Source organism: Pseudomonas sp. KH_046_2 (assembly GCF_057838985.1).
This window is the reverse complement of sequence record NZ_CM174480.1, coordinates 5505514-5529188: the sequence shown is the minus strand read 5'-3', so window position 1 is coordinate 5529188 and position 23675 is coordinate 5505514. Positions and strand designations below refer to the sequence as shown.

The 23675-nt window shown below is 61.3% G+C and carries 21 protein-coding genes; 7 read left to right on the top strand and 14 right to left on the bottom strand.

Features of this window, described 5'->3' with window-relative positions; all coding sequences use genetic code 11:
• Positions 1 to 83: 83 nt before the first annotated feature.
• The 3 genes from holA to leuS all read right to left on the bottom strand — a co-directional run bounded on the left by holA (position 84) and on the right by leuS (position 4460).
• Positions 84 to 1121, bottom strand: a complete 1038-nt coding sequence (gene holA / locus AC3IX1_RS25150) for a DNA polymerase III subunit delta (protein WP_489386213.1) — start codon at positions 1119 to 1121, stop codon at positions 84 to 86.
• A 39-nt stretch (positions 1122 to 1160) separates the two neighbouring features.
• Complete coding sequence (locus AC3IX1_RS25145; RefSeq protein WP_489386212.1) at positions 1161 to 1766, bottom strand: LPS-assembly lipoprotein LptE; 606 nt, start codon at positions 1764 to 1766, stop codon at positions 1161 to 1163.
• 87 nt (positions 1767 to 1853) lie between these two features.
• A complete protein-coding gene (gene leuS / locus AC3IX1_RS25140) occupies positions 1854 to 4460 on the bottom strand; it encodes a leucine--tRNA ligase (protein WP_489386211.1) in 2607 nt (868 codons plus the stop codon).
• 281 nt (positions 4461 to 4741) lie between these two features.
• On the opposite strand from leuS, the gene AC3IX1_RS25135 reads away from it, so the two are divergent.
• Together AC3IX1_RS25135 and AC3IX1_RS25130 are read left to right on the top strand one after the other, a co-directional pair.
• Positions 4742 to 5062, top strand: a complete 321-nt coding sequence (locus tag AC3IX1_RS25135) for a hypothetical protein (RefSeq protein ID WP_008052397.1) — start codon at positions 4742 to 4744, stop codon at positions 5060 to 5062.
• Positions 5063 to 5166: 104 nt separating this feature from the next.
• Positions 5167 to 5928: a YdcF family protein gene (locus AC3IX1_RS25130; RefSeq protein WP_489386210.1), complete on the top strand. Its 762-nt coding sequence runs from the start codon at positions 5167 to 5169 to the stop codon at positions 5926 to 5928.
• A 48-nt stretch (positions 5929 to 5976) separates the two neighbouring features.
• Here AC3IX1_RS25130 and lnt read toward each other — a convergent pair whose 3' ends face one another.
• The 5 genes from lnt to miaB form a co-directional block, all read right to left on the bottom strand.
• On the bottom strand, positions 5977 to 7500 hold the full coding sequence (gene lnt / locus AC3IX1_RS25125) for an apolipoprotein N-acyltransferase (RefSeq protein ID WP_489386209.1): 1524 nt from the start codon (positions 7498 to 7500) through the stop codon (positions 5977 to 5979).
• Positions 7501 to 7508: 8 nt separating this feature from the next.
• A complete protein-coding gene (locus AC3IX1_RS25120; protein ID WP_489386208.1) occupies positions 7509 to 8348 on the bottom strand; it encodes a CorC family transporter in 840 nt (279 codons plus the stop codon).
• Positions 8349 to 8353: 5 nt separating this feature from the next.
• Complete coding sequence (gene ybeY, locus AC3IX1_RS25115; RefSeq protein WP_489386207.1) at positions 8354 to 8848, bottom strand: rRNA maturation RNase YbeY; 495 nt, start codon at positions 8846 to 8848, stop codon at positions 8354 to 8356.
• On the bottom strand, positions 8841 to 9848 hold the full coding sequence (locus AC3IX1_RS25110; protein WP_056728837.1) for a PhoH family protein: 1008 nt from the start codon (positions 9846 to 9848) through the stop codon (positions 8841 to 8843). The genes ybeY and AC3IX1_RS25110 overlap by 8 nt, the downstream gene beginning before the upstream one ends.
• A gap of 213 nt (positions 9849 to 10061) precedes the next feature.
• Positions 10062 to 11387, bottom strand: coding sequence for a tRNA (N6-isopentenyl adenosine(37)-C2)-methylthiotransferase MiaB (gene miaB / locus AC3IX1_RS25105; protein ID WP_489386206.1), 1326 nt, complete (start codon positions 11385 to 11387; stop codon positions 10062 to 10064).
• A gap of 134 nt (positions 11388 to 11521) precedes the next feature.
• Between miaB and AC3IX1_RS25100 the strand changes: the two genes are divergently transcribed.
• Positions 11522 to 11851, top strand: a complete 330-nt coding sequence (locus AC3IX1_RS25100) for a DUF1820 family protein (protein ID WP_008052403.1) — start codon at positions 11522 to 11524, stop codon at positions 11849 to 11851.
• A 170-nt stretch (positions 11852 to 12021) separates the two neighbouring features.
• Here AC3IX1_RS25100 and AC3IX1_RS25095 read toward each other — a convergent pair whose 3' ends face one another.
• From AC3IX1_RS25095 to AC3IX1_RS25080, 4 genes are all read right to left on the bottom strand, one after another.
• Entirely contained in the window at positions 12022 to 12576 is a 555-nt protein-coding gene (locus tag AC3IX1_RS25095) for a tetratricopeptide repeat protein (protein ID WP_057713169.1), read from the bottom strand.
• 225 nt (positions 12577 to 12801) lie between these two features.
• Complete coding sequence (gene hemL / locus AC3IX1_RS25090) at positions 12802 to 14085, bottom strand: glutamate-1-semialdehyde 2,1-aminomutase (RefSeq protein ID WP_489386205.1); 1284 nt, start codon at positions 14083 to 14085, stop codon at positions 12802 to 12804.
• Between the two features lie 28 nt (positions 14086 to 14113).
• On the bottom strand, positions 14114 to 14737 hold the full coding sequence (thiE, locus tag AC3IX1_RS25085; protein WP_489271303.1) for a thiamine phosphate synthase: 624 nt from the start codon (positions 14735 to 14737) through the stop codon (positions 14114 to 14116).
• A 31-nt stretch (positions 14738 to 14768) separates the two neighbouring features.
• Positions 14769 to 15566 carry a hydroxymethylpyrimidine/phosphomethylpyrimidine kinase gene (locus AC3IX1_RS25080; RefSeq protein ID WP_057713171.1) on the bottom strand — a complete coding sequence of 266 codons (798 nt, stop codon included), beginning with the start codon at positions 15564 to 15566 and terminating at the stop codon, positions 14769 to 14771.
• A 282-nt stretch (positions 15567 to 15848) separates the two neighbouring features.
• Between AC3IX1_RS25080 and AC3IX1_RS25075 the strand changes: the two genes are divergently transcribed.
• The 4 genes from AC3IX1_RS25075 to AC3IX1_RS25060 all read left to right on the top strand — a co-directional run bounded on the left by AC3IX1_RS25075 (position 15849) and on the right by AC3IX1_RS25060 (position 22332).
• Positions 15849 to 18233, top strand: coding sequence for a 7TM diverse intracellular signaling domain-containing protein (locus AC3IX1_RS25075; RefSeq protein ID WP_489386204.1), 2385 nt, complete (start codon positions 15849 to 15851; stop codon positions 18231 to 18233).
• A 74-nt stretch (positions 18234 to 18307) separates the two neighbouring features.
• Complete coding sequence (locus tag AC3IX1_RS25070) at positions 18308 to 19957, top strand: acyl-CoA dehydrogenase family protein (RefSeq protein WP_489386203.1); 1650 nt, start codon at positions 18308 to 18310, stop codon at positions 19955 to 19957.
• 168 nt (positions 19958 to 20125) lie between these two features.
• Complete coding sequence (amn, locus tag AC3IX1_RS25065; RefSeq protein WP_489386202.1) at positions 20126 to 21625, top strand: AMP nucleosidase; 1500 nt, start codon at positions 20126 to 20128, stop codon at positions 21623 to 21625.
• Between the two features lie 71 nt (positions 21626 to 21696).
• A complete protein-coding gene (locus tag AC3IX1_RS25060; protein ID WP_489386201.1) occupies positions 21697 to 22332 on the top strand; it encodes a pseudouridine synthase in 636 nt (211 codons plus the stop codon).
• Here the strand turns inward: AC3IX1_RS25060 and AC3IX1_RS25055 are convergent.
• Together AC3IX1_RS25055 and AC3IX1_RS25050 are read right to left on the bottom strand one after the other, a co-directional pair.
• On the bottom strand, positions 22327 to 22536 hold the full coding sequence (locus AC3IX1_RS25055; RefSeq protein ID WP_008022976.1) for a DUF2788 domain-containing protein: 210 nt from the start codon (positions 22534 to 22536) through the stop codon (positions 22327 to 22329). The genes AC3IX1_RS25060 and AC3IX1_RS25055 overlap by 6 nt on opposite strands.
• 242 nt (positions 22537 to 22778) lie before the next feature.
• Complete coding sequence (locus tag AC3IX1_RS25050) at positions 22779 to 23258, bottom strand: Lrp/AsnC family transcriptional regulator (protein WP_007937367.1); 480 nt, start codon at positions 23256 to 23258, stop codon at positions 22779 to 22781.
• Positions 23259 to 23675 lie beyond the last annotated feature (417 nt).

The window sequence follows — 23675 nt, the reverse complement described above, 5'->3', positions numbered from 1 at the left end:
TGTCTCGCAGTGAGTGGATTTTGCGAGGTGCATCTTCAGCCGAAGTTGCGGATCTGTCTAGTCCCTACTTTGTGTAGGACTTTTCACTCAGCCGGCAACGACAATCTCTGCCCGGCCATCAACAACGTCAACCGGCTCAGGCTCATCCACGGCGAACCGGCCGCCTGACCCTTGATCTGCGCATCAATGCGCTGCGCTTCGAGCAACAGTTGCGCCCAGCGTTGGGCCGAGTAGCGCTGCAGGGCTTTGCTCACCAACGGTTTACGTTTGTCCCAGACTGGCGGTTTGGCCTGGCTGAAGGCCTTGTCCAGCGGCGTGCCCTGGCTGTATTGCAGGGAAATATTGGCCAGCAGGCGCAACTCCCGGGCCAGTGCCCAGAGAATCACCGGCGGCTCGACGCCTTCACCGCGCAACCCTTCGAGCATGCGCAACGCATGGGCTGCTTCACCATTGAGCACCGCATCGGTCAGGCCAAAGACGTCGAAGCGCGCACTGTCAGCCACCGCAGCCTGCACGGTTTCAACGGTGATCTGGCCCCCTTCGGCCATCAGTTTGAGTTTTTCGATTTCCTGGGCGGCGGCCAGCAAGTTGCCCTCGACCCGCGCGGCGATCAGCTCAACGGCGTCCTGGCTGGCGGAAAGCCCGGCCTGGGACAAACGTTGGCGGATCCAGCTTGGCAACTGGGCGACATCGACCGGCCAGATCTGCACGAACTGGGTCTGCTGCCCTTCGACCAGCGCTTTGCCCCACTTGGTTTTCTGCGCGCTGCCATCGAGTTTCGGCAAGCTGATCAGCAGCACGGTGTCGTCGGCCGGGCGCGAGCAGTATTCGATCAGCGCGGCAGCACCTTTGTCGCCGGGTTTGCCGGACGGCAGGCGCAGTTCCAGCAGGCGCTTTTCGGCGAACAGAGACATGCTGGCACCGGCTTGCAGCAGCGTCCCCCAGTCGAAACTGGCGTCTGCGGCAAACACCTGGCGTTCATCGAATCCCTGCTGACGGGCGGCAGCGCGAACAGCGTCGGCCGCCTCCTGGCACAGCAACGGGTCATCGCCGCTGATGATATAGACCGGCGCAAGGGCGCCTTGCAGGTGTTTGGCGAGTTGGGCGGGGGCGAGCTTCATAAGAGAGGGCGAACGGGGCGCCCGGGCGCCCCGTAAGTCTTACTGCTGCGGCAGTTCGACAGGCGACTGACGCGGGGTATCCGCTTCAGCCTTCTTTGCCGCTTCCAGCGCGGCGGCATCAGCCTTGGCCCTGGCTTCGGCAGTCTGCTGCAACTGGTTCAGTTGGGTCGGGCTCAGTTGTTCCAGGCGCAGCATCATGCGCTGGACCATCTCCCGGCGACCTTCTGTCCGGGCTGTTTCAGCTTCCTGGTCAGAGCCGACCAGGTTGTTGCCGTCGTGCATATAGATTTTCTGCACTTCGATTTTGTCGCTCAGCAGCGCCAGATCTCCGCGACCAAGGATGTCGTAGTTCAGCACGGTGGTGATCTGGTACTCGCCGGCACGACCGGCACCTGCGTAACTGAGGATGCGCTGGGTTTCCTGTTCATTGGTCAGCACCAGCTTGTAAGGAGCGCCGTTATAGACCTTGACGCCACTGCCAGTCAGTACCTGACGCAACTGGGTAACGGTTGGGCCATAAGCGTTACGGGCGCTCAGGTCGAGTTCCTTGATCGTCAGTTCATTGGTGCCGGTGCCGCGCAGCTGGAAACCGCAGGCGCTCAGCAGAACCGCGAGGCCCATCACCAGCAGATTGCGTTTGATCATCTTGTTGCTCCCCTTGAAACCATGTGGGCCGATCAAGCGGCCCGAAAGGTTTTACTCGGCGCCAGGCTCACCTGGCGCCTGATCCAATTAGCTGGCGACGATATTGACCAGTTTCCCGGGCACTACGATCACTTTACGAATGGTCAGACCGTCGACGAAGCGCAGCACGTTCTCGTTGGCACGGGCGGCGGCTTCGACTTCTTCACGGCTGGCGCTGGCAGGCATTTCGATGTGGCCACGCAGCTTGCCGTTGACCTGGATCACCAGTTGCAGGCTGTCCTGTACCAAAGCGCTGTCATCCACCACCGGCCAACCGGCGTCGATCACAGGTTCAGCGTGACCCAGTTGATTCCACAGCTCGTGGCTGATGTGCGGCGTGATCGGAGCCAGCAGCAGAGTCACGGTTTCCAGGCCTTCGTGAACCAGCGCGCGATCCTGTTCAGTGGCCTGCGCGGCTTTTTCCAACACGTTCATCAGCGTCATCACCTGAGCGATGGCGGTGTTGAATTTGTGGTTCTGGCCTACGTCCTGGCTGGCCTGCTTGATGGCCAGGTGGATCGAGCGACGAACGGCTTTCTGCTCGTCATTCAGGCCAGCGACGTCCAGTTTGCCCGGCAGACCCTGAGTGACGTGGGATTGAGCCAGGCGCCAGACGCGCTTGAGGAAACGGTGCGAACCTTCGACGCCGGAGTCGGACCATTCCGCGCTCATGTCAGGTGGCGAAGCGAACATCATGAACAGGCGGCAGGTGTCTGCGCCGAACTGATCGATCATCGACTGTGGGTCGACGCCGTTGTTCTTCGACTTGGCCATTTTTTCGGTGCCACCGATTTCCACCGGCAAGCCGTCAGCTTTCAGCTTGGCGCTGATCACCTTGGCCTTGCTGTCACGCTCAAGCTCGACGTCTGCCGGGTTGAACCAGGTGTAGGCGCCATTGGCTTCGCGGCGATAGTAAGTCTCGGCGATCACCATGCCCTGGGTCAGGAGGTTCTTGAACGGCTCGTTGGAGCTCACCAGGCCTTCGTCGCGCATCAGCTTGTGGAAGAAGCGCGCGTAGAGCAGGTGAAGAATCGCGTGTTCGATACCGCCGATGTACTGATCCACCGGTAGCCAGTGGTCGGCCGCCGATTTTTCCACCAGACCGCCTTCAAAATGCGGCGAGGCATAGCGGGCGTAGTACCACGAGGACTCGACGAAGGTGTCCATGGTGTCGGTTTCACGCTTGGCAGGCTGGCCGCATTTAGGGCAGCTGCACTCGTAGAACTCGGGCATGCGCGCCAGTGGCGAACCGGCGCCGTCGGGTACGACGTCTTCCGGCAGCACGACAGGCAGTTGATCTTCCGGTACCGGCACGTCACCGCAAGTGTTGCAGTGGATGATCGGGATCGGGCAGCCCCAGTAACGCTGGCGGCTGATGCCCCAGTCGCGCAGGCGGAACTGGGTACGCGAGGCGCCCAGTTCTTTCTTGATCAGCGCGACTTCGATGGCGTCGAAGGCGCCCACGAAGTCGAGGCCGTCGAACTCGCCGGAATTGATCAGCGTGCCGTACTCGCCGTAGGCGTCTTGCCATGGCGCCGGGTTGCTATCGCCGGAACTGGTGCGCACGACCGATTTGACCGGCAGGTTGTACTTGTGGGCGAATTCGAAATCGCGCTCGTCGTGGGCCGGAACCGCCATCACTGCGCCGTCGCCGTAGTGCATCAGCACATAGTTGGCGACCCATACCGGCAGTTTTTCCCCGGTCAGCGGGTGTTCGACGAACAGGCCGGTCGGTAGGCCTTTTTTCTCCTGGGTGGCGACGTCGGCTTCGGCCACGCTGCCGCCCTTGCATTCAGCGATGAACGCTTGCAGCTCAGGGTTGTTCTGCGCCGCCAGGCTAGCCAGGTGGTGTTCGGCGGCCACGGCGACGTAAGTCGCGCCCATCAGGGTGTCCGGACGGGTGGTGAAGACTTTCAGCGCGCCGGTTTCGCCGATGGAGTCGACGTTGTACGGGAACTGCACTTCCATGCCGCGGGATTTGCCGATCCAGTTGCGCTGCATGGTCTTGACCTGTTCAGGCCAGCCAGTCAGTTCGTCGAGACTCTCCAGCAGCTCATCCGCGTAGGCGGTGATCTTGAAGTAGTACATCGGGATTTCGCGCTTTTCGATCAGCGCGCCCGAACGCCAGCCGCGACCGTCGATCACTTGCTCGTTGGCCAGGACGGTCTGGTCGACCGGGTCCCAGTTCACGGTGCCGCTTTTTTTGTAGATCACGCCTTTTTCGAACAGGCGAGTGAACAGCCATTGTTCCCAGCGGTAGTAATCGGGCTTGCAGGTGGTCACTTCACGGGACCAGTCCACCGCCAGGCCCAGGCTGCGCAGCTGGGACTTCATGTAGGCGATGTTCTCGTAGGTCCACTTGGCGGGCGCCACGTTGTTCTTCATCGCGGCGTTTTCCGCCGGCATGCCGAAGGCGTCCCAACCCATGGGTTGCAGAACGTTCTTGCCTTGCATGCGCTGGTAGCGGGAGATCACGTCGCCGATGGTGTAGTTGCGCACGTGCCCCATGTGTAGCTTGCCGCTGGGGTAAGGGAACATCGACAGGCAGTAGTAAGTTTCCTTGCCTGGCTGTTCACTGACTTCAAAGGACTTTTGCTCGTCCCAGAACGACTGGGCGGCGGCTTCGATTTCACGGGGCTGATATTGTTCGTGCATGGCTACTTTTGAACTGAATAGGGGTGGCCTAATCCTCTTCAATGCAACGCTGGACGCTGATCACGCCGCATTGGCGTTTTCGCTGCCCAGCCGAGCTGGAAGTGGAGTTACAGGAAGCGCCGTAGCATACATGACCGCGCTCTACCGAGGGAAACCCTGATTGCTGCCGCGCGTCTCGCAAAAACCGCCGCGAGGGCCGTTGGTCGCGGCGCTCAGCCGGTTTGTTCATGGAAGCTAAGCTCTAACTGGGGAGTAGGTCTTATCTTCCAATGAGGTGAGGGATGGTTGAGTCACAGCAAAAAGCTACGAAACCGGAGCTGTACGAAAGACTGATCGATCGTTTGGCCCTGGCCCTGGAAGCGGCAAGAACTGCTGGCCGGTTGCGTGACGTACGCCCTCTGGAGCTGGAACTGCGTGGCCTCAGCCCCGCAGAGTTTGCACTGGTCAAGGCGTATCTGGATCGCAGTGAGCGTGAGACGCACGGATGCTTGTCAGAGGCGGTAAAGCAACTCGACGCACCACGTTCGGCCAAGATCATCTGGCTCAAGGACAAGGTTCCCGGCAGAGACGCGGTAAAGGTCCGGTCTTTGCAGTTCAAATAGGGCACAGAGCCATGCTCCATGCATTTTTGAAGCATAGTCCTTCCGTATTGATTGCCGCATTGCACCAACCCACTTAGGCTTCGGGCATCTCCGGGAGATGCTCGATGCCTTTTCGTTATTTCGTAAAACAACTTCTTTTGCCGCCCGGCATTCTCTTGCTGCTGCTTTTGCTTGCCTGGTGGTTGCGCCGTTCAAGGCCAAGGCTGGCCGGTGCGTGCTTTGCGCTGGGCCTGGGTGGCTTCTGGCTGATGAGCCTGCCAGTAGTGGTGCAGTGGAGTGCCAGCCTGCTCGAACGGGAGCTGCCGCTGGCCCGCGATGAGTGGGCAGTCCTGGGGCAGCGCGCAGACGCCATCGTTGTCCTTGGTTCCGGGCGCGAGCGCGGTGACGCGGCCTGGGGCGCCGACCAGCCCACGGGTATCGGCCTGGACCGCCAGCGCTTTGCCGCACGGCTGGCCAAGGCTTCCGGCCTGCCGGTACTGACCAGCGGCGGCTTGCATTACGGCACTCCGCCAAGCGAAGCGCAGATGATGGCTGACTCCTTGCGCGACGATTTTGGCGTGACCGTGCGCTGGCAGGAAGGGCGCAGCCGCACGACGTGGGAAAATGCGCAGTTCAGCGCCGAGGTGTTGCTTCCTCAAGGTATCAAGCGCGTAGTGCTGGTGACTCAGGCCTGGCATATGCCACGAGCGGCCTGGAGTTTTCGCAAGGCCGGGTTTGAAGTAGTGCCGGCGCCGGTAGGGTTTCTGGGCGGCGACAACGCGCGGCCACTGGGTGGCTGGATGCCGGAGTTCAAGGCGATCTGGCAGAACGGGCAGTTGATGAACGAGGCGGTGGGGCAGATCGGTTATTCGTTGTTCTATCGCTGAGCGCTAAACGTTGTGGCGAGGGAGCAAGCTCCCTCGCCACAAATGATTTCAGACAGTCTTGGCCATCCGGCTCGCAATCAGCGCCCAGCCAAACAGCAACACGCAGAGAATGAGCAACGGCCACGAGCGCCATTCCAGGTACGGCGTGAGGTTGTGCATCGGCACCACTTCGCCATACAGGATGCCGCGCTCGAACTGCGGGATCTGGTCGGTAATCTGACCGAACGGGTTGATCAGGCCGGACACGCCGTTGTTGGTGGCGCGGATCATCCAACGGCCGGCCTCCAGCGCACGCATCTGCGCCATCTGCAGGTGTTGCAGCGGACCGATGGAGGTGCCGAACCAGGTGTCGTTGCTGATGGTCAGCAACAGGTCGCTGCGAGCGGCAAGGCTGGCGGCGAATTCCGGGTAAACCACTTCATAACAGATGTACGGAGCGATCTGATAACCCTTGGCCTGCAGCAGCGGCTGGTCGGCCGGGCCGCGGGCAAAGTCCGACATCGGCAGATCGAAGAAGGCGATCAGCCCGCGCAGCACATCCTCCAGCGGAACATATTCCCCAAACGGCACCAGCTTCTGCTTGAGGTAAGTGCCGTCACCTTCGCCGACAACGGTGATGCCATTGAAGAAGCGCTTCTCGTGGCGGACCTCCATGCGGACCGGGACGCCGGTAATCAGCGCCGATTTACGCTCGGCCGCGAAGCTGCCCATCATGTTCAGGTAGCCCTCGGCGGACTCCTTGAGCACCGGGATCGCCGTTTCCGGCCAGATAAGAAGATCGACGCGCCTGGAGCTGAAACTCATGTCGCGGTACAACGCCAGTTGCGCGTTGAGCTGCGCCGGGTCCCACTTCATGCTTTGTTCGATGTTGCCCTGAATGGCGGCCACGCTCAGTGGCGGGCCTGACGGGCTGGTCCAGGCATGATGTTTGAGGGCCATGCCGAGCAGCCATGGACCGACCAGCAGCAATGCACCGGCAGCGATGAAACCTTTGCGCCCCGTGCGAACCAGGCGCAAGCCGTTGTAGATCAGCGCGGCCGTCAGGGCCAGGGTGAAGGAAATCAGCCACATCCCGCCGATTGGCGCGAGCCCGGCCAGCGGGCCGTCGAGCTGGCTGTAACCGGAATACAGCCACGGGAAACCTGTCAGGAACCAGCCGCGAAAGGCCTCCTGAGCGACCCACAGCGCTGCGAAGGCCAGGGCGTCGGCCAACGGCGCTTCATTTCGGCGCAGCCAGCGCGCCCAGATCCAGGCGGGCAGGGCAAAGAACCAGGCAATCGCCGCCGTGAAGAGCAACATCAGGAAACCGGCCAGCAGTACCGAAGCGCCGCCGAAGTGGTGAATGCTGTAGTAGATCCAGCTGGTGCCGGCACCGAACAGGCCGAAACCGAAACACCAGCCGCGACCCAGTGCCTGGCGCGGGCTCAGCTCGCGCAGGCCGGCATAGAACAGCCCGACAGCGAGCAGCGCCAGTGGCCAGATATCGAACGGCGCCAGGGCCAGGGTGGTGATTGCACCGGCCGCCACGGCCAGCAGGTTACCGGGCCAGCCGGGGCGGGTTGTCCAGCGCATTTCAATCCTTAGCGAGCAATGGGCGACAGGCGAAGCAAGTGAATCCGACGGCTGTCGGCGTTCAGGATGCGGAAACGGTACGGGCCGATTTCAGTGATTTCGTTGCGTTTTGGCAAATGCCCGAACGCGCTCATCACCAGGCCGCCAACGGTGTCGAATTCGTCGTCGGAGAACTCGCTGTCGAAAAACTCGTTGAAGTTCTCGATCGGCGTCAGGGCCTTGATCAGGAAATCACCGCTGGGCAGCGGCTTGATGTAGCTGTCTTCTTCGACGTCGTGTTCGTCTTCGATGTCGCCGACGATCTGTTCCAGCACGTCTTCGATGGTCACCAGGCCGGCCACGCCGCCATACTCGTCGATGACGATGGCCATGTGGTTGTGGTTGGCGCGAAACTCGCGCAGCAGCACGTTAAGGCGCTTGGATTCCGGCACGAAAGTGGCCGGGCGCAGCAGGTCCTTGATGTTGAAGCTGTCGCCGTTCTCCTTGAGGATCAACGGCAGCAAGTCCTTGGCCAGCAACACACCCATCACGTCATCGTGGCTTTCGCCGATCACCGGGTAGCGGGAGTGGGCCGAGTCGACCACGGCAGGCAGGAACTCGCGGGGTGTCTGGGTCGCCTTGATGCTGACCATTTGCGAGCGCGGGACCATGATGTCCCGGACCTGCAAGTCAGCCACCTGGATGGCGCCTTCGACGATGGCCAGCGCTTCGCTGTCCAGCAGTTTGTTCTGGTGTGCATCGCGCAGCAGCTCCAGCAGCTCCTGGCGGTTTTTCGGCTCGTGGGCAAAAGCCTGGGTGAGCTTACCCAGCCATGACTTCTGCCCGTTGCTCGATCGATCTTCGCTCATAGCGATTACTCTGAATCCTTTGTTGTTTCGGTAGGGGATAAATCGGTTTCGTCGTCCGCGTACGGATCGGGATAGCCCAGTTCTGCAAGCAACGTTCGTTCCAGTGCTTCCATTTCTTCGGCTTCCTCGTCATCAATATGGTCGTAACCAAGCAGATGCAAGCAGCCGTGAATCACCAGGTGTGCCCAATGGGCCTTGAGCTCCTTGCCCTGTTCAGCGGCTTCGCGCTCGACCACGGCTACGCAGATCACCAGGTCGCCCAGCAGCGGGATGTCGAGAAACTCGTCCGGCACGTCGGCCGGAAATGACAAGACGTTAGTTGCGTAGTCCTTTTGCCGCCAGGTGTGGTTCAGCTCGCGTCCTTCGGCTTCGTCGACCAGACGAATGGTCATCTCCGAGTCGGCGGTGCGCTGGCGCAAAGCCAGTTCGCACCACTGGCGGAACTCGGCTTCGCTGGGGGCGCGGGCCTCGGTGGCGATTTGCAGGTCAAGCTCAAGCATCGCGGCGGCTATCCTTGGCGGCTGCATCATCGGCCGCTTTGGTTTCGAAGCGCTCATAGGCTTCGACAATGCGCTGCACCAGCGGATGGCGCACGACGTCCTTGGGCTGGAAATGGGTGAAGCTGATCCCCGGTACATCCTTTAGTACTTCAATCACGTGATGCAGGCCGGACTTGGTGCCGCGTGGCAGGTCGACCTGGGTGATGTCCCCGGTGATGACTGCCGTGGAGCCGAAGCCGATCCGGGTCAGGAACATCTTCATTTGCTCGACCGTGGTGTTCTGGCTTTCGTCGAGAATGATGAAGCTGTTGTTCAGCGTACGGCCGCGCATGTAGGCCAGCGGCGCGACTTCGATCACTTGGCGCTCGATCAGCTTGGCGACGTATTCGAAGCCGAGCATTTCATAGAGCGCGTCGTAGAGCGGGCGCAGGTACGGGTCGATTTTTTGCGACAGGTCGCCAGGCAGGAAGCCGAGTTTTTCACCTGCTTCGACCGCCGGACGAACCAGCAGGATGCGGCGAATCTGCTCGCGCTCCAGTGCATCCACCGCGCAGGCCACGGCCAGGTAGGTCTTGCCGGTACCGGCCGGGCCGATGCCGAAGTTGATATCGTTACCGAGGATTTCCTTCACGTAGCGCACTTGATTCAAGCCGCGTGGGCGAATCATGCCTTTCTTGGTACGCAGGGCCACGGACGGTTCGGCGGGGGAGTGGTTGTCCAGCTGCTCGACGGCCGATTCCTGCAGGAACAGGTGAACCATGTCCGGCGACAGCTCGGTACCCTTGGTTTCCCGGTACAGGCGGCGCAGGAGGTTTTCCGCGGAGGTGGTGTGTTTGGGCTCGCCGATCAGTTCGAACTGGTTTCCGCGGTTGCGGATCTCGATGGTCAGGCGCTGTTCGATCAAGCGCAGGTGCTCGTCGAATTGCCCGCACAGATTGGCGAAGCGGCGAGCTTCAAAAGGCTCGAGGATGAAACGATGTGGTTCTATGGGTGCGTTCAAGGTCGTATTTAGCCGCCCTGGGGCAATAGTGATGAATCAAGGATAGCGCCAGTGGCGTGGGCGCGAAAGCTCTTACTCTTAAATGAGGCAACCCGATTCCTGCCTCTGGCGTGGACTATGTAGGAGCGAGCTTGCTCGCGAAGGGCTTGAATGCCCCGCGCTCATTCAGGATGCACGCGTCATCGTTGACGAGCATCGCGAGCAAGCTCGCTCCTACACCAGCGAGCCGCGCAGCGAGTGCGGCTGTGCGGCATCGATGTGCACATCTGCGAACTGGCCGATCAGGGTCGGATTGTCGCAGCGGAAGTTGACGATACGATTATTCTCGGTCCGGCCCTGCAGCTCGCCCGGGTCCTTTTTCGAGTAGTCGGTCACCAGGATCCGCTGTATCGAACCGACCATTTGTCGGCTGATCTCGAAACCTTGCTGGTTCAAGCGATGTTGCAGCGCGTTCAGGCGTTCTTTTTTCAACTCTTCTGGAGTGTCGTCCGCCAGGTCGGCGGCCGGTGTGCCCGGGCGCTGGCTGTAGACGAACGAGTAGGAAAAGTCGAAACCCACGTCGGCAATCAGCTTCATGGTTTGCTCGAAATCTTTCTCGGTTTCGCCCGGGAAACCGACGATGAAGTCCGAGCTGATGCAGATCCCCGGCACGGCGGCGCGCAGCTTGCGCAGTTTGGATTTGTATTCCAGCGCGGTGTGGTTGCGCTTCATCGCCGCGAGGATGCGGTCCGAGCCCGATTGCACCGGCAAGTGCAGGTGCTTGACCAGCTCCGGCACGTCGGCGTGGGCCTGGATCAGGCTGTCGGAGAACTCCAGCGGATGCGACGTGGTGTAGCGGATGCGGTCGATACCGTCGACTGCGGCGACTACGCGGATCAGCTCGGCCAGATCCGCCAGGCGCCCATCATGGGTGGTCCCGCGATAGCCGTTGACGTTCTGCCCCAGCAGCGTCACTTCGCGCACGCCGTTTTCGGCCAGCTGAATGATCTCGGCAATTACGTCGTCGAACGGCCGACTGACCTCTTCGCCGCGGGTGTAGGGCACCACGCAGAACGTGCAGTACTTGCTGCAGCCTTCCATCACCGACACGTAAGCGCTCGGGCCGTCGACGCGCGGCTCGGGCAAATGGTCGAATTTTTCGATTTCCGGGAACGAGACGTCGACTTGCGGCAGCTTGGTGATGCGCGCGGCGTCGATCATTTCCGGCAGGCGGTGCAGGGTCTGCGGGCCGAAGACCACGTCGACGTACGGCGCGCGATCGCGAATGGCCGCGCCTTCCTGGCTGGCCACGCAACCGCCGACGGCGATCACCATGTTCGGGTTGGCCAGCTTCAGCTCGCGCCAGCGACCGAGCTGGGAATAGACACGGTCCTGTGCACGTTCGCGGATCGAGCAGGTATTGAGCAGGATCACGTCGGCGTCTTCAGCGCGGGCGGTGACTTCCAGGGCCTGATGTTCGCCCAGCAGATCGACCATGCGCGAGCTGTCGTACTCGTTCATCTGGCAACCGTGGGTTTCGATGTAAAGCTTCTTGGCCATGGAATAGAGTCATCACGTGATTCAAAGAACCGCGCATTATAGGGAACATGTACCCAGGTTCCTACCGCTGCGCGTCCAATGGCTATGCTATAGTTCGCGCCCTCATTTTTATCCCCCGATGTGTTTCGCCTGCCATGACCAAACGTGAAGCTCCAATCTACAAGGTGATTTTCCTCAACCAGGGCCAGGTGTTCGAAATGTACGCCAAGCAGATCTATCAAAGTGATCTGTGGGGGTTTCTGGAAGTGGAAGAGTTCGTCTTTGGCGAGCGCACGCAAGTGGTCGTCGACCCGAGCGAAGAAAAGCTCAAGGCTCAGTTCGAAGGCGTGGTGCGCAGTTTCGTGCCGATGCATTCGATCGTGCGCATCGACGAAGTCGAGCGTATGGGAACACCGAAAATCAGCGAAGCCCGTGGCGCGGTCGGCAATGTCATGCCTTTTCCGATGCCGATGCCTGAGAAGTAAGTCTCTGTGGTGTGGTGAGCTTTGTGGCGAGGGGGCTTGCCCCCGTTGGGTCGCGAAGCGGCCCCAAATCCGGCCACAGCATTCTTCCAGGCATACTGCATTTACCGATTTACGACTGCTACGCAGCCGAACGGGGGCAAGCCCCCTCACCACAGGGGACCGAGTCGCTGTCAGGGCAGTGGCGCGAAAGGCGTACGCCCGTCAGCGCTCTGCAATTCCATCAAATATTTACGGAAGATTTGCCCGAGCACCTGGGTAGCAAGTTCCAGTTCTTCGCGGGGCATCTTTTCGGTGACTTCGTCGGCTGTGTCCAGGGCCTCTTCTGCGCCGTTGACCGCCGCCATCTTCAGCAGGATGTACGCCTGAACGTTATTGGCCGGTACGCCTTCGCCGTGGAAGAACATGGTGCCGAGTTTGAATTGTGCCTGGGCGTGGCCTTGCAGCGAGGCTTTTTCGAAATAGCTCAGGGCTTGATTGAGGTCGCGCGGCGTGTTTTTGCCTTCGTAGTAGAACTCACCCAACTCGTATTGCGCTTGCGCATCCCCTTCTTCCGACGCTTTCTGGCAGGCGGCGAGCGCCTGTTCCAGGTCTTGCGGCTGGGTATTGAGGGTGCAGCGACCCATCGCTGGGATTAACAACGAGTTGCCGCCTGCTTGTGCGTGCGCGAGCAGGGGCTGAAGAAGCAACAGGCAGCCCAGTGCAAGGGTGCGGCCGGTGCGGTTCATGGGAATCGACTTACCTCTGAAGGGCGCGCGGACCCATCGAGGGGATCCAATAAGCGCGCATTATGAAATAAGCAGGGCCAACCTTACAAAGTCTTTACTCGTTTTTCTGCTGCGCGGGAAATTTATCGCCCACTTTGCGGGGGATTATTGGCAGACGAGCAGGAAAAAACGTGGGAATGCAGGCGAAAGCTGACGCTGGCAAGGGCCAACGTCAGCGTTTGAGCGTTACTTCAAGGCCGCGAAGGCGCGCTCGGCGGCGTCCAGGGTCAGCTTCAGTTCAGCTTCGCCGTGGGCGATCGACGTGAAACCGGCTTCGAATGCGCTCGGTGCCAGGTACACGCCACCTTCGAGCATCAGGTGGAAGAAACGACCGAACAGGGCTGCGTCGCTGGCCATGACGTCATCGAAGGTGACAATGTCGTCGGCACCGCTGAAGTACAGGCCGAACATGCCGCCGGCCTGGGTGGTCACGAACGGAATGCCGGCCGCATCGGCGCGCTGTTGCAGGCCGTCGAGCAGACGAGTGGTGTAGTCGGTCAGCTCGGCGTGGAAGCCCGGGCGGCTGATCAGGCGCAGGGTGGTCAGGCCGGCGGCCATCGCCAGCGGGTTACCCGACAGCGTACCGGCCTGGTAGACCGGGCCCAGCGGGGCGATGCGCTGCATGATTTCACGCTTGCCGCCGAAGCAGCCGACCGGCATGCCGCCACCGATGATCTTGCCGAAGGTGGTCAGGTCCGGCGTCACGCCGTAGTACGCCTGGGCACCGCCGAGGGCGACGCGGAAACCGGTCATTACTTCGTCGAAAATCAACACCACGCCGTGTTTGTCGCACAGGGTCCGCAGGCCTTCGAGGAAGCCCGGTGCCGGCGGCACGCAGTTCATGTTGCCGGCCACTGGCTCGACGATGATGCAGGCCACGTCCTGGCCGACTTCGGCGAGCATGGCTTCAACGGCATCGATGTCGTTGAACGGCAGGGTCAGGGTGTGTTTGGCGAATGCCGCCGGTACACCGGCCGAGCTCGGTACGCCTTGGGTCAGTGCGCCGGAGCCGGCCTTGACCAGCAGGCTGTCGGAGTGACCGTGGTAGCAGCCTTCGAACTTGATGATGCTGTCGCGGCCGGTGAAGCCGCGGGCCAGGCGAATGGCGCTCATGGTCGCTTCGGTGCCGGAGCTGACCATGCGCACCATTTCCATCGATGGCACGAGAGAGCAGACCAGATCGGCCATCTGGGTTTCCATCTCGGTCGGGGCGCCGTAGGACAGGCCGTGCTCAAGCTGCTTGCGCACCGCGTCCAGCACTTCCGGATGGCTATGGCCGAGGATCATCGGGCCCCACGAGCCGACGTAATCCACATAGCGTTTGTCATCTTCGTCGGTGACGTAGGCGCCTTCGGCGTGTTTGAAGAACAACGGGGTACCGCCGACGCTCTTGAACGCGCGAACCGGCGAGTTCACGCCACCGGGAATGTGTTTCTGGGCATTGGCAAACAGGGTTTCGGAACGAGACATGATCGGGCTCTCAAATCAGATTTAAAGCTTAAATAGAAAACAATTCGTTGAAGGCGCGAGCGCGGCGGGTCACCTCAGCCGTGCTTTCGGCACCGAACAGGCCATGCACCACCGCCAGCAGATCGACGCCATGGGCCACCAACGGGGCGGCGTTATCCAGGGTGATGCCGCCGATCGCGCAGATCGGCAAGTGCAACTGCTTGCGGGCCTGGTCGAGCAGGTCGAGGCTGCAGGTCGGGGCGCCGGGCTTGGTGTTCGAATTGAAGAAGCGGCCGAAGGCGACGTAGCTGGCACCTTCCTTGGCGGCCTGTTCGGCCAGTTCGAGCTGCGCGTGGCAGGTTGAGCCGATGATCGCCTGGCGCCCGAGCAGCGCACGGGCCGGAGTCAGTGGGCCGTCGGTCTGGCCCAGGTGCACGCCCACGTTCAGGCGTGCCGCCAACTCGGCGTCGTCATTGATGATCAACTGCGTCTTGTAGCGTTCGCACAGCTCGCGCAAGGCTTCGGCCTCACGCAGGCGGCGGGCCTCGTCGCTGCTCTTGTCGCGGTATTGCAGCAAGGTGACGCCGCCTTCCAGCGCCGCCTCCACATATTTGAGCAACTTGCCGTCCAGCAAATGGCTGTCGGTAATGGCGTACAGGCCACGTAGTTTCATCAGACAAGCCTCACCGCATTACAAATAGAAGTTACGAACAGAAATCCAGTGGCAAACGGCGCGGCACGAACTGGCCTTTGCCCAGTTGCTCGGCGTCACGCAGGGTGCGCCACGTGTAGTTAAGCGCGGTCTGTACGGCACTGGCGAGGTTTTCGCCCTGGGCCAGACGACCGGCCAGCGCACTGGCCAGGGTGCAACCGGAACCGTGATAACTGCCGGGCAGGCGCTGGCAGGTAAAGGTTTCGCGCAGGCCATCGCGACTGTACAGGCGATTGTGGATTTCGGTTTCGTCGCCATGTCCGCCGGTGATCAGCAGGTGTTTGACGAACGGCAGGAGTTTTTCAGCGCACTCGTCCGCGGTGCCTTCGGGCAGTTCGGCGAGGATCCGGGCTTCGGGAAGGTTGGGGGTGGCAATGATCGACAAGGGCAGCAGGCGTTCGCGCATGGCGTAGCCGACCTCGTCCTTGCCCAGGCGTCCGCCGCCGCCGGCGCGCAGCACCGGGTCGCAGACCACTGGCAAGTGCGGGTGCGCCGAAAGCAGTTCGACCACGGTGTCGACCATTTCCAGGGAACCGAGCATGCCCAGTTTGACCGCCGCGACTTCGGAGTCGTTGAGCACGGCATTGGCCTGGGCCAGTACCCACTCACGGTCCAGGACGCGGAAGTCCGTGACATTGACGGTGTCTTGCACGGTCAGGGCGGTGACGGCCGGAGCCGCATGGCAACCCTGAGCGAGCAGGGCTTCGATATCTGCCTGCAAGCCGGCGCCACCACTTGGGTCGTGGCCGGAGAGACAGAGGACAACGGGGCGAGAGCTGTAGATATTCATGGTGCGCGAGCTTACCACCAAACAACGTTTTTCGGGTGTAGCGACATCCAGTCTGGCTGTTCCCTCGCCGCAGTGGTTTGCCTGCCTCCAGTTATCCTCTGGTGGCGTCTATGAAACGCCCGTTCTAGAGCCTTTTCAGGAAAAATTTCAATGGTGTTTAATGGCCATCAACGGCTATGCTAGAGTGGATCCAAACCAATAACAGGTGATGCCGGTTTTACGTCTGCTCAAAAGGAATGGGGGGCTTCCTGACAGAACCGGACAGGCCACGCTGGGGCTTCAATGCGCTATTTGCTGATGTTGCTGTTGTGTTTGCCCCTCCTGGCAAACGCCGTCGAGTTCGATGAGTTCACTCAAAGCCTCCCCTTGGGCCAAACCCTGCAGGTCTATGAGGACGCAGGTGGTCAGGCGACCATCGCGGATATTCGTGCGCAAGCGGCGGCCGGCAACTTCAAGGCGCACCACAAGAACACGCTCAACGCCGGGTACTCCCGTTCGGTGTTCTGGCTGAAAATCGACCTGCATTACCGTCCGGCCAATCCGGCGGCGCAACGGACCTGGCTGCTGGAGTTGGCCTATCCGCCCCTCGATCATCTCGATCTCTATTTGCCCGATGCGGCCGGCAACTATCAGTTGCTCAGGCAGACCGGCGATGCCTTGCCCTTCGCCAGCCGCGAGATTCGTCAGAACAACTATCTGTTCGACCTGACGTTCAAGCCGGATCAGGCCGAAACCGTATTCTTGCGATTGCAAAGCGAAGGCTCGATCCAGGCGCCGGTCACCTTGTGGTCGAGCACCGCCTACCTTGAAGAGCAGCCCGTGCGCCTCTACGTACTGGGGCTGATCTATGGCGTGCTGCTGGGGATGCTGGTCTACAACCTGTTCATCTACCTCAGCGTGCGCGACACCAGTTACCTCTACTACATCTTCTATATCGCTTCGTTCGGCTTGTATCAGCTGTCGGTAAACGGTGCGGCCGTGCAGTATTTCTGGCCGGACAACCCTTGGTGGGCCAACGCCGCTACGCCGTTTTTCATCGGATGTGCGGGGCTGTTCGGCAGTCAGTTCGCCCGCTGTTTCCTGCAGATGGCCACCCACAGCCGCTGGCTCGACCGCTTGTTGCTGGCGCTGGTTGCTTTCAGTGCGCTGGTGGTCGGCCTGTCATTGATGACCAGCTACGCCCTGGCCCTGCGCCTGGCCACGGCCCTGGCGCTGACGTTCACCGTGGTGATATTTGCCGCCGGGATCTTTGCCTGGCTGCGCGGCCTGCGGGTGGCGCGGTATTTCATCATTGCCTGGTCGGCGTTTTTGCTCGGAGGCATCGTCAATACGCTGATGGTGCTGGGCTACCTGCCGAACGTGTTCCTGACCATGTATTCCAGCCAGATCGGCTCGGCCATCGAAGTGGCGCTGCTGTCCCTGGCGCTGGCCGACCGCATCAACGCCATGCGCGAGCAGCAGGCTCAAACCCTGTTCGACGCCAGCCAGAAGCTTGAAGTGCTCAACCAGCAACTGGCCCGCAGTAACAAGCTCAAGGACGAGTTCCTTGCCACCCTGACCCACGAATTGCGCACGCCCATGAATGGGGTGATCGGTTCGCTGGAGCTGATGCAGACGGTCGAGATGGACCCGGAGCTCGAACAGTATCAGCAGACGGCGTCTGGATCGGCGCGGGACATGATGCGCATGGTCAACGGCATCCTTACTCTCACCGAATTGCAGGCCGGCAAACTCAAGGCCTCGACCGACACCTTCAGCTTGCGTGGCGTGGTCGAGGCTCTGCGTACGCAGTTCGAGGGCAACGCATCGAGCAAGTCGCTGGACTTCAAGGTCGATGTCGCGCCAGGTGTACCGGATCGTTTGCACGGCGATAACGTCAAGATCGCGCAGTGCCTGGAGTGCCTGCTGGATAACGCCATCAAGTTCACCAAGGTCGGCGGCCTGGCCCTGCGGGTGACCGGCAAGGCCATCGAGCCCGACCGGCTGGCGCTGACCTTTGCGGTGATCGACACGGGCATTGGTTTCACCGATTTGGGGGAGGCCACGATGTACCAACGGTTCTTCCAGCTCGATGGTTCGATGACCCGTGAATACGGTGGCCTGGGGGTTGGCCTGGCGATTTGCCGACAGTTGGTCGAATTGCTGGGTGGACGCCTGACTCATCGCTCCGAGCCTGGACGCGGCAGCCGGTTTCAGCTGGATGTGGAAGTCGGGCTGTCGGTGGCCGAGCGTCCTGTTGCACCGTTGATGCCCCGGGACTTCCCGCGCCTGCGCTTGCCTCAGGATTGTGCCGTGCTGCTGGTCGATGACAACGGCATCAGTCAGTTGGTGATGCGCGGCATGTTGCTCAAGCTGGGCTTTCGCGTGCGTACGGCCGACAGCGTCGGTGCCGCGCTCGATCTCTTGCAGCGCGAAGTGTTTGACGCGGTGCTGGTCGATTGTCAGTTGCCGCTTCAGGACGGTGAGTCGGTCTGCTGCCAGATCCGCGCGTTGCCGGGATATGCCGAACTGCCGCTGTTCATGATCGCCCTGGGCGGCGACCGTGAGTACTGCCCGACCGGCGCGGTGATTGAGCGCTTGAGCAAACCGGTGAAATTCGAAGACTTGCAGGCCGCGCTCTATCGCCGTGTGCTCTGCTCGCAACAGGGCGAAAGCGCCGACAGTTAGGCGGATATGACACTTTGAACGGACGAGGGGCGGTGCTTAACTGAAGTCCCTTGGCCGACCAAAGGAGCCCTGTCATGAACCTGCATCAGTTCGCCGAAACCCACGAAGTCACCAATCAGCCACCGTCACTGGACGGCGCCAACCTGTACCGCATCGACTTGCCATTGCAGGAATGGTCGCGGCGGTTCGGGGCCGGTTGGGCCGAATCGCGGATCGACGCCTATGGCGCGCTGGCCGGTGGCCCGTTGATGGAAGCCGGGTTCCTGGCCAATCAGAACAAGCCGGTGTTCAACAGCCATGACCGGTTTGGTCATCGCATCGACCTGGTGGAATTTCATCCGGCCTATCACCAATTGATGCGCACGGCGGTCGAGCACGGCCTGACCTCATTGCCCTGGGCTCATCCGCAGTCCGGCGCCCACGTGGCCCGCGCGTCCATGACTTACTTGCACAGCCAGGCCGAGGCCGGCAGCGGCTGCCCGCTGACCATGACCTTCGCCAGCGTTCCGGCCATGCGCCTGCAACCGGACCTGGCGGAAAAGTGGCTGCCGAAAATCCTCGCCACCGAATATGACCCGCGCAACGTCGGCATGGCCCACAAGGCCGGGGTCACCATCGGCATGGCCATGACCGAGAAGCAGGGCGGCACCGATGTGCGGGCCAATACCACCAAGGCGTATCCGGTCGGTGCCAGCGGTCCGGGCCAGGCCTATGAATTGGTAGGGCACAAGTGGTTTTGCTCGGCGCCGATGTGCGACGCCTTCCTGACCCTGGCGCAGACCGACAAGGGCCTGACCTGTTTCCTGCTGCCGCGCCATCGTCCGGACGACACGCGCAATCAGTTCTACATCCAGCGCTTGAAGAACAAGCTCGGCAATTGCTCCAACGCGTCAAGCGAAGTGGAGTTCCGTGGCGCGCTGGCGTGGATGGTCGGTGAAGAGGGCCGTGGCGTTCCGACGATCATTGAGATGGTCGCCATGACCCGTTTCGATTGCATGGTCGGTTCCAGTTCGCTGATGCGCCAGGCGCTGACCCAGGCCAGCCATCACTGCGCTCACCGTTCGGTTGGCGGCAAGCTGCTCAGCGAACAGCCGTTGATGCAGAACGTGCTGGCGGATCTGGCCCTGGAAAGCGAAGCCGCCCTGGCCTTGAGCCTGCGCATGGGCCAGGCGCTGGATCATCTGGATGATTCGCAGGAAGCCAAATTCGCCCGGCTGGTGACGGCGGTGGGCAAGTACTGGATCTGCAAGCGGGCGCCGGCGATGATCAACGAAGCGGCCGAATGCATGGGCGGCGCAGGTTATGTCGAAGACAGCATCCTGCCGCGCCTTTACCGTGAAGCGCCGGTGAATTCGACCTGGGAAGGCTCTGGCAACGTGCAGTGTCTCGACGTGCTGCGTGCCCTGTCGAAAGAACCGGGCGTGCTCGATGCGCTGTTCAGCGAGTTGGGCGATGGCCATGGCGACAAGCGCCTGGCGGTGCACATCAGCCAGTTGCAGGCGGCCTTCAAGGACACCAGCGACATTCAGTACCGTGCCCGGCAGTTGACCGAGGACATCGCCCTGGGGTTGCAGGCCAAGTTGCTGCTGGAAGCCGGGAATTCGGTGGTCAGTGATGCCTTCATCGCCAGTCGTCTGGATGGCGGCGGCCGGGTGTACGGCGCGTTGCCGCGCGGGCTGGATGTGGAAGCGATTGTCGCCCGATCGACCCCGCAAGCACTGTAAAGAACCTGTAGGAGCGAGCCTGCTCGCGATGACGGAGTAACATTCAACATTTGTGTTGGCTGATACACCGCTATCGCGAGCAGGCTCGCTCCTACAGTTGTTCTGTGGATACCGCAATGATGCATTGCCAGCACACCACTGTTCCCGTGAAGCGACGATGCAGGCAAGATGAAGGTCTGCAAGTCAGAACACAGGATGCTGATCGTGACCGAAGCTTTTATTGTCGTTCAAACCGCCGAGCAAGCCGTGGACCGGCTTGCACACTTGCACAATCGTGCAACCACCGCGCTGAGCCAGGCGCTCAAGCGCTACCTCAAGGATCGCGTCGAGCCCGATGCCGAACAGCGCTCGATGTTCCGCTATCCCGAATTGCGCCTGACCTATCACTGCCAGGGCGAAGTCCCGCAGACCACTCGCGCTTACGCCAAGGTCCAGTTGCCGGGCACCTACAGCGTCACCGTCACCCATCCGTCGGCGTTCCGTAAATACCTGCTGGAACAGCTCGTTCCGCTGATGCACGACTTCACCGTGACCGTCGAAGTCGGTGTCAGCCAGCAGAACATCCCGTATCCGTATGTGGTCGAGCAGGGCGATGAGCTGGCGGGCTCCGGCGTCACCGCCGCGGTGCTGGCGCGGGTGTTCCCGAGTACCGACCTGTCGGCGGCGACCGACGGCATTGCCGACGGTTTGTACGATTGGGAAAACACCGATCCGCTGCCACTGGCCCTTTTCGATGCCGCCCGCGTGGATTTCTCCCTGCGCCGACTGGTGCATTACACCGGCAGCGACTGGCGGCATGTGCAGCCGTGGATCCTGCTGACCAACTATCACCGCTACGTCGACCAGTTCATCGTCCATGGTCTGGAGCAACTGCGCACAGACCCGCGCTTCGTGCGCATGGTGCTGCCGGGTAACGTGATCATCGACAAGGGCATGGATCACGGCGAAGCCTCGGCGATTGCTGCCGGGGTGGTCTGGCACCGCTACCAGATGCCGGCCTATCACCTGATCGCCAGCGATGGCCACGGCGTGACCCTAGTGAACATAGGCGTCGGCCCGTCCAACGCCAAGAACATCACCGACCACCTGGCCGTGCTGCGCCCGCATTGCTGGCTGATGATCGGCCACTGCGGCGGCCTGCGTCAGTCGCAGACCATTGGCGATTACGTGCTGGCCCACGCCTACATGCGTCGCGACGGGATTCTCGACCGGGTGGTGCCGCCGAACATTCCGATTCCGGCGTTGGCCGAAGTGCAACTCGCGCTTCAGCAAGCGGCGGCCAACGTCACCGGCGAGAAAGGCGACGAACTGAAGAAACGCCTGCGTACCGGCACCGTGCTGACCTACGACGACCGCAACTGGGAGCTGCGCTGGGCGCAGGAGCGGCCGCTGATCAACCTCTCCCGCGCCGTGGCGGTGGACATGGAAAGCGGCACCATCGCAGCGCAAGGTTATCGTTTGCGGGTGCCATACGGCACGTTGCTGTGCGTCTCGGACAAACCGCTGCACAGTGAAATCAAGCTTCCGGGTTCGGCCAACGCCTTCTATGAACGCGCTGTCAGCCAGCACTTGAAGATCGGTATCGAAGCGGTGGATCTGTTGCGTACCGAGCTCAACTCGCTGCACTCGCGCAAACTGCGCAGCTTCGACGAGCCGCCGTTCCGCTAACGGTTGTCATGGTCATTTGGCGGTCAGGGCACTAGCATTAGCAGCCCTGACCGCTAGATGTTCTTTTCGCCATGTCCCGTCCCCAGCGTCCCGTTTCCCGCCGCCCTGGCGCGAATCCTTCTCCTTCAGCCACGCGTCGTGTCGCCAAGGCACCGCCAGCGGAGCCGAAGCTGATCCTGTTCAACAAACCGTTCGATGTGCTGACGCAATTCAGCGACGGTGAAGGGCGCGCGACCCTCAAGGATTACATCGATGTACCGGGAATCTATCCGGCCGGACGGCTGGACCGCGACAGCGAAGGCTTGTTGCTGTTGACCAACGACGGCCAGCTTCAGGCGCGGATCGCCGACCCGAAGCACAAACTGGCCAAGACCTATTGGGTGCAGGTCGAGGGTGAGCCGAACGCCGAGCAATTGCAGCGCTTGCGCGACGGCGTCGAATTGAATGACGGCATGACCTTGCCCGCTGAGGCACGGCAACTGGACGAGCCTGAGCTGTGGCCACGCAATCCGCCGGTGCGCTTTCGCAAAAGCGTGCCGACCAGCTGGCTGGAGTTGGTGATTCGCGAAGGGCGCAACCGGCAGGTGCGGCGCATGACGGCGGCGGTCGGGTTGCCGACCTTGCGTCTGGTGCGAGTCAGGATCGGTGACTGGACGATCGAAGGGCTCGATCAGGGACAGTGGAAGGAAGTGCCGGCGCGCTTATAACGTGCCGGATTCGATCAGGCCGATCACCACGCTCTTGATCACGAACGCCGCCACGCCCAGGCCCAGCACGAAGAACAGGATGAACGAGCCAAAGCGCCCGGCCTTGGACTTCTTCGCCAGATCCCAGACGATGAAACCCATGAAAATGATCAGGATCGTGACCAGTCCGGTCATCATCCATTCTTCGAAAACGGCAGGATCCATCGAACATCTCCAGCGCGGGCGTGGCTAAAAGGGCGCGGGGAGTATACGCCTGCGCGGGTTCGCGCTGTATTGACCTGCGTCGGTGTGTCGCACTTGTGGCGAGGGGGCTTGCCCCCGTTGGGCTGCGAAGCGGCCCCAAAACCAGCCCCTGAGTTTGTTCTGGTACACCGCATGTTCTATTTTGCGACCGCTGCGCAGCCGAACGGGGCGGTGCGGCGTCCCGACAAGCCCCCTCGCCACAATCAGCTACGCAGATGAGTCAAAGGCAGTTCGGTGCTGTTCAACACCTGATTCAACACAAAACTCGAACGCACGCTGGTCACGCCTTCAATCCGCGTCAGATGCCCCAGCAGCAGTTTCTGGTAGTGATCCATGTCCGGCACCACGACCTTGAGTTGATAGTCGGCATCCATCCCGGTCACCAGGCTGCATTCGAGCACCTGGGGCAGGGTGCGGATGGCCGCTTCGAAATTCTCGAAACGCTCCGGCGTGTGACGGTCCATGCCGATCAGCACGTAAGCGGTCAGGCTCAGGCCGAGCATCTTGCGGTCGAGCAGGGCGACCTGGCGGGAAATGTAGCCGTCGTCTTCCAGTTGCTTGACCCGCCGCGAACACGGCGAAGGCGACAGGCCGATGCGCTCGGCCAGCTCCTGGTTGGAGATGCGTGCGTCGCGCTGCAATTCCGCCAGAATACTCAGGTCGTAACGGTCGAGCTTGCTCATCAAACGGTCCTTTGTCGTAACTATTGCGGAGGATTATGTATCAGGGGTTAAAAATTGCGCAAGTGATGTTTAATTCAGCAATCTTCGCAATCCTCTGCTGTCGCTCCCGGCCTATTCTTATCACCAGAATCACTGCTCGGACAAACAGTCCAGTGCGGCTCGCCGAATCAGGCCCGCCGCGGTCGCCACCCCCACCGGGGATGTGCCGGCCCCCGAGCTACACACTGTCCAGAAGACGGCGTGAGGTGAGCCGGCGCCACAAGCGTCGAGCCAGGACGAAGTTCTCTAAGGGGAGGCCGACGGGTCTCCCCTTTTTCTTGCGTGGAATTTGCTGCCGTGAATTAAAGAGCCGGCCTCAATAAATAAGTTGCGTGACAGATAACCTGTCGCAGAACCGGCCACTGCTTTCCCAGTCTT

What these genes read in the sequence shown, in the direction of transcription:
- lnt (WP_489386209.1), bottom strand. Translation starts at nt 7,500, where the DNA reads ATGCGCTGGACAACCCGCCCCGGCTGGCCCGGTAACCTGCTGGCCGTG.
- holA (WP_489386213.1), bottom strand. Translation starts at nt 1,121, where the DNA reads ATGAAGCTCGCCCCCGCCCAACTCGCCAAACACCTGCAAGGCGCCCTT.
- AC3IX1_RS25055 (WP_008022976.1), bottom strand. Translation starts at nt 22,536, where the DNA reads ATGGATCCTGCCGTTTTCGAAGAATGGATGATGACCGGACTGGTCACG.
- thiE (WP_489271303.1), bottom strand. Translation starts at nt 14,737, where the DNA reads ATGAAACTACGTGGCCTGTACGCCATTACCGACAGCCATTTGCTGGAC.
- AC3IX1_RS25120 (WP_489386208.1), bottom strand. Translation starts at nt 8,348, where the DNA reads ATGAGCGAAGATCGATCGAGCAACGGGCAGAAGTCATGGCTGGGTAAG.
- leuS (WP_489386211.1), bottom strand. Translation starts at nt 4,460, where the DNA reads ATGCACGAACAATATCAGCCCCGTGAAATCGAAGCCGCCGCCCAGTCG.
- miaB (WP_489386206.1), bottom strand. Translation starts at nt 11,387, where the DNA reads ATGGCCAAGAAGCTTTACATCGAAACCCACGGTTGCCAGATGAACGAG.
- AC3IX1_RS25145 (WP_489386212.1), bottom strand. Translation starts at nt 1,766, where the DNA reads ATGATCAAACGCAATCTGCTGGTGATGGGCCTCGCGGTTCTGCTGAGC.
- AC3IX1_RS25095 (WP_057713169.1), bottom strand. Translation starts at nt 12,576, where the DNA reads ATGAACCGCACCGGCCGCACCCTTGCACTGGGCTGCCTGTTGCTTCTT.
- AC3IX1_RS25135 (WP_008052397.1), top strand. Translation starts at nt 4,742, where the DNA reads ATGGTTGAGTCACAGCAAAAAGCTACGAAACCGGAGCTGTACGAAAGA.
- AC3IX1_RS25050 (WP_007937367.1), bottom strand. Translation starts at nt 23,258, where the DNA reads ATGAGCAAGCTCGACCGTTACGACCTGAGTATTCTGGCGGAATTGCAG.
- AC3IX1_RS25060 (WP_489386201.1), top strand. Translation starts at nt 21,697, where the DNA reads ATGTCCCGTCCCCAGCGTCCCGTTTCCCGCCGCCCTGGCGCGAATCCT.
- AC3IX1_RS25130 (WP_489386210.1), top strand. Translation starts at nt 5,167, where the DNA reads ATGCCTTTTCGTTATTTCGTAAAACAACTTCTTTTGCCGCCCGGCATT.
- ybeY (WP_489386207.1), bottom strand. Translation starts at nt 8,848, where the DNA reads ATGCTTGAGCTTGACCTGCAAATCGCCACCGAGGCCCGCGCCCCCAGC.
- AC3IX1_RS25075 (WP_489386204.1), top strand. Translation starts at nt 15,849, where the DNA reads ATGCGCTATTTGCTGATGTTGCTGTTGTGTTTGCCCCTCCTGGCAAAC.
- AC3IX1_RS25100 (WP_008052403.1), top strand. Translation starts at nt 11,522, where the DNA reads ATGACCAAACGTGAAGCTCCAATCTACAAGGTGATTTTCCTCAACCAG.
- AC3IX1_RS25080 (WP_057713171.1), bottom strand. Translation starts at nt 15,566, where the DNA reads ATGAATATCTACAGCTCTCGCCCCGTTGTCCTCTGTCTCTCCGGCCAC.
- hemL (WP_489386205.1), bottom strand. Translation starts at nt 14,085, where the DNA reads ATGTCTCGTTCCGAAACCCTGTTTGCCAATGCCCAGAAACACATTCCC.
- AC3IX1_RS25070 (WP_489386203.1), top strand. Translation starts at nt 18,308, where the DNA reads ATGAACCTGCATCAGTTCGCCGAAACCCACGAAGTCACCAATCAGCCA.
- amn (WP_489386202.1), top strand. Translation starts at nt 20,126, where the DNA reads ATGAAGGTCTGCAAGTCAGAACACAGGATGCTGATCGTGACCGAAGCT.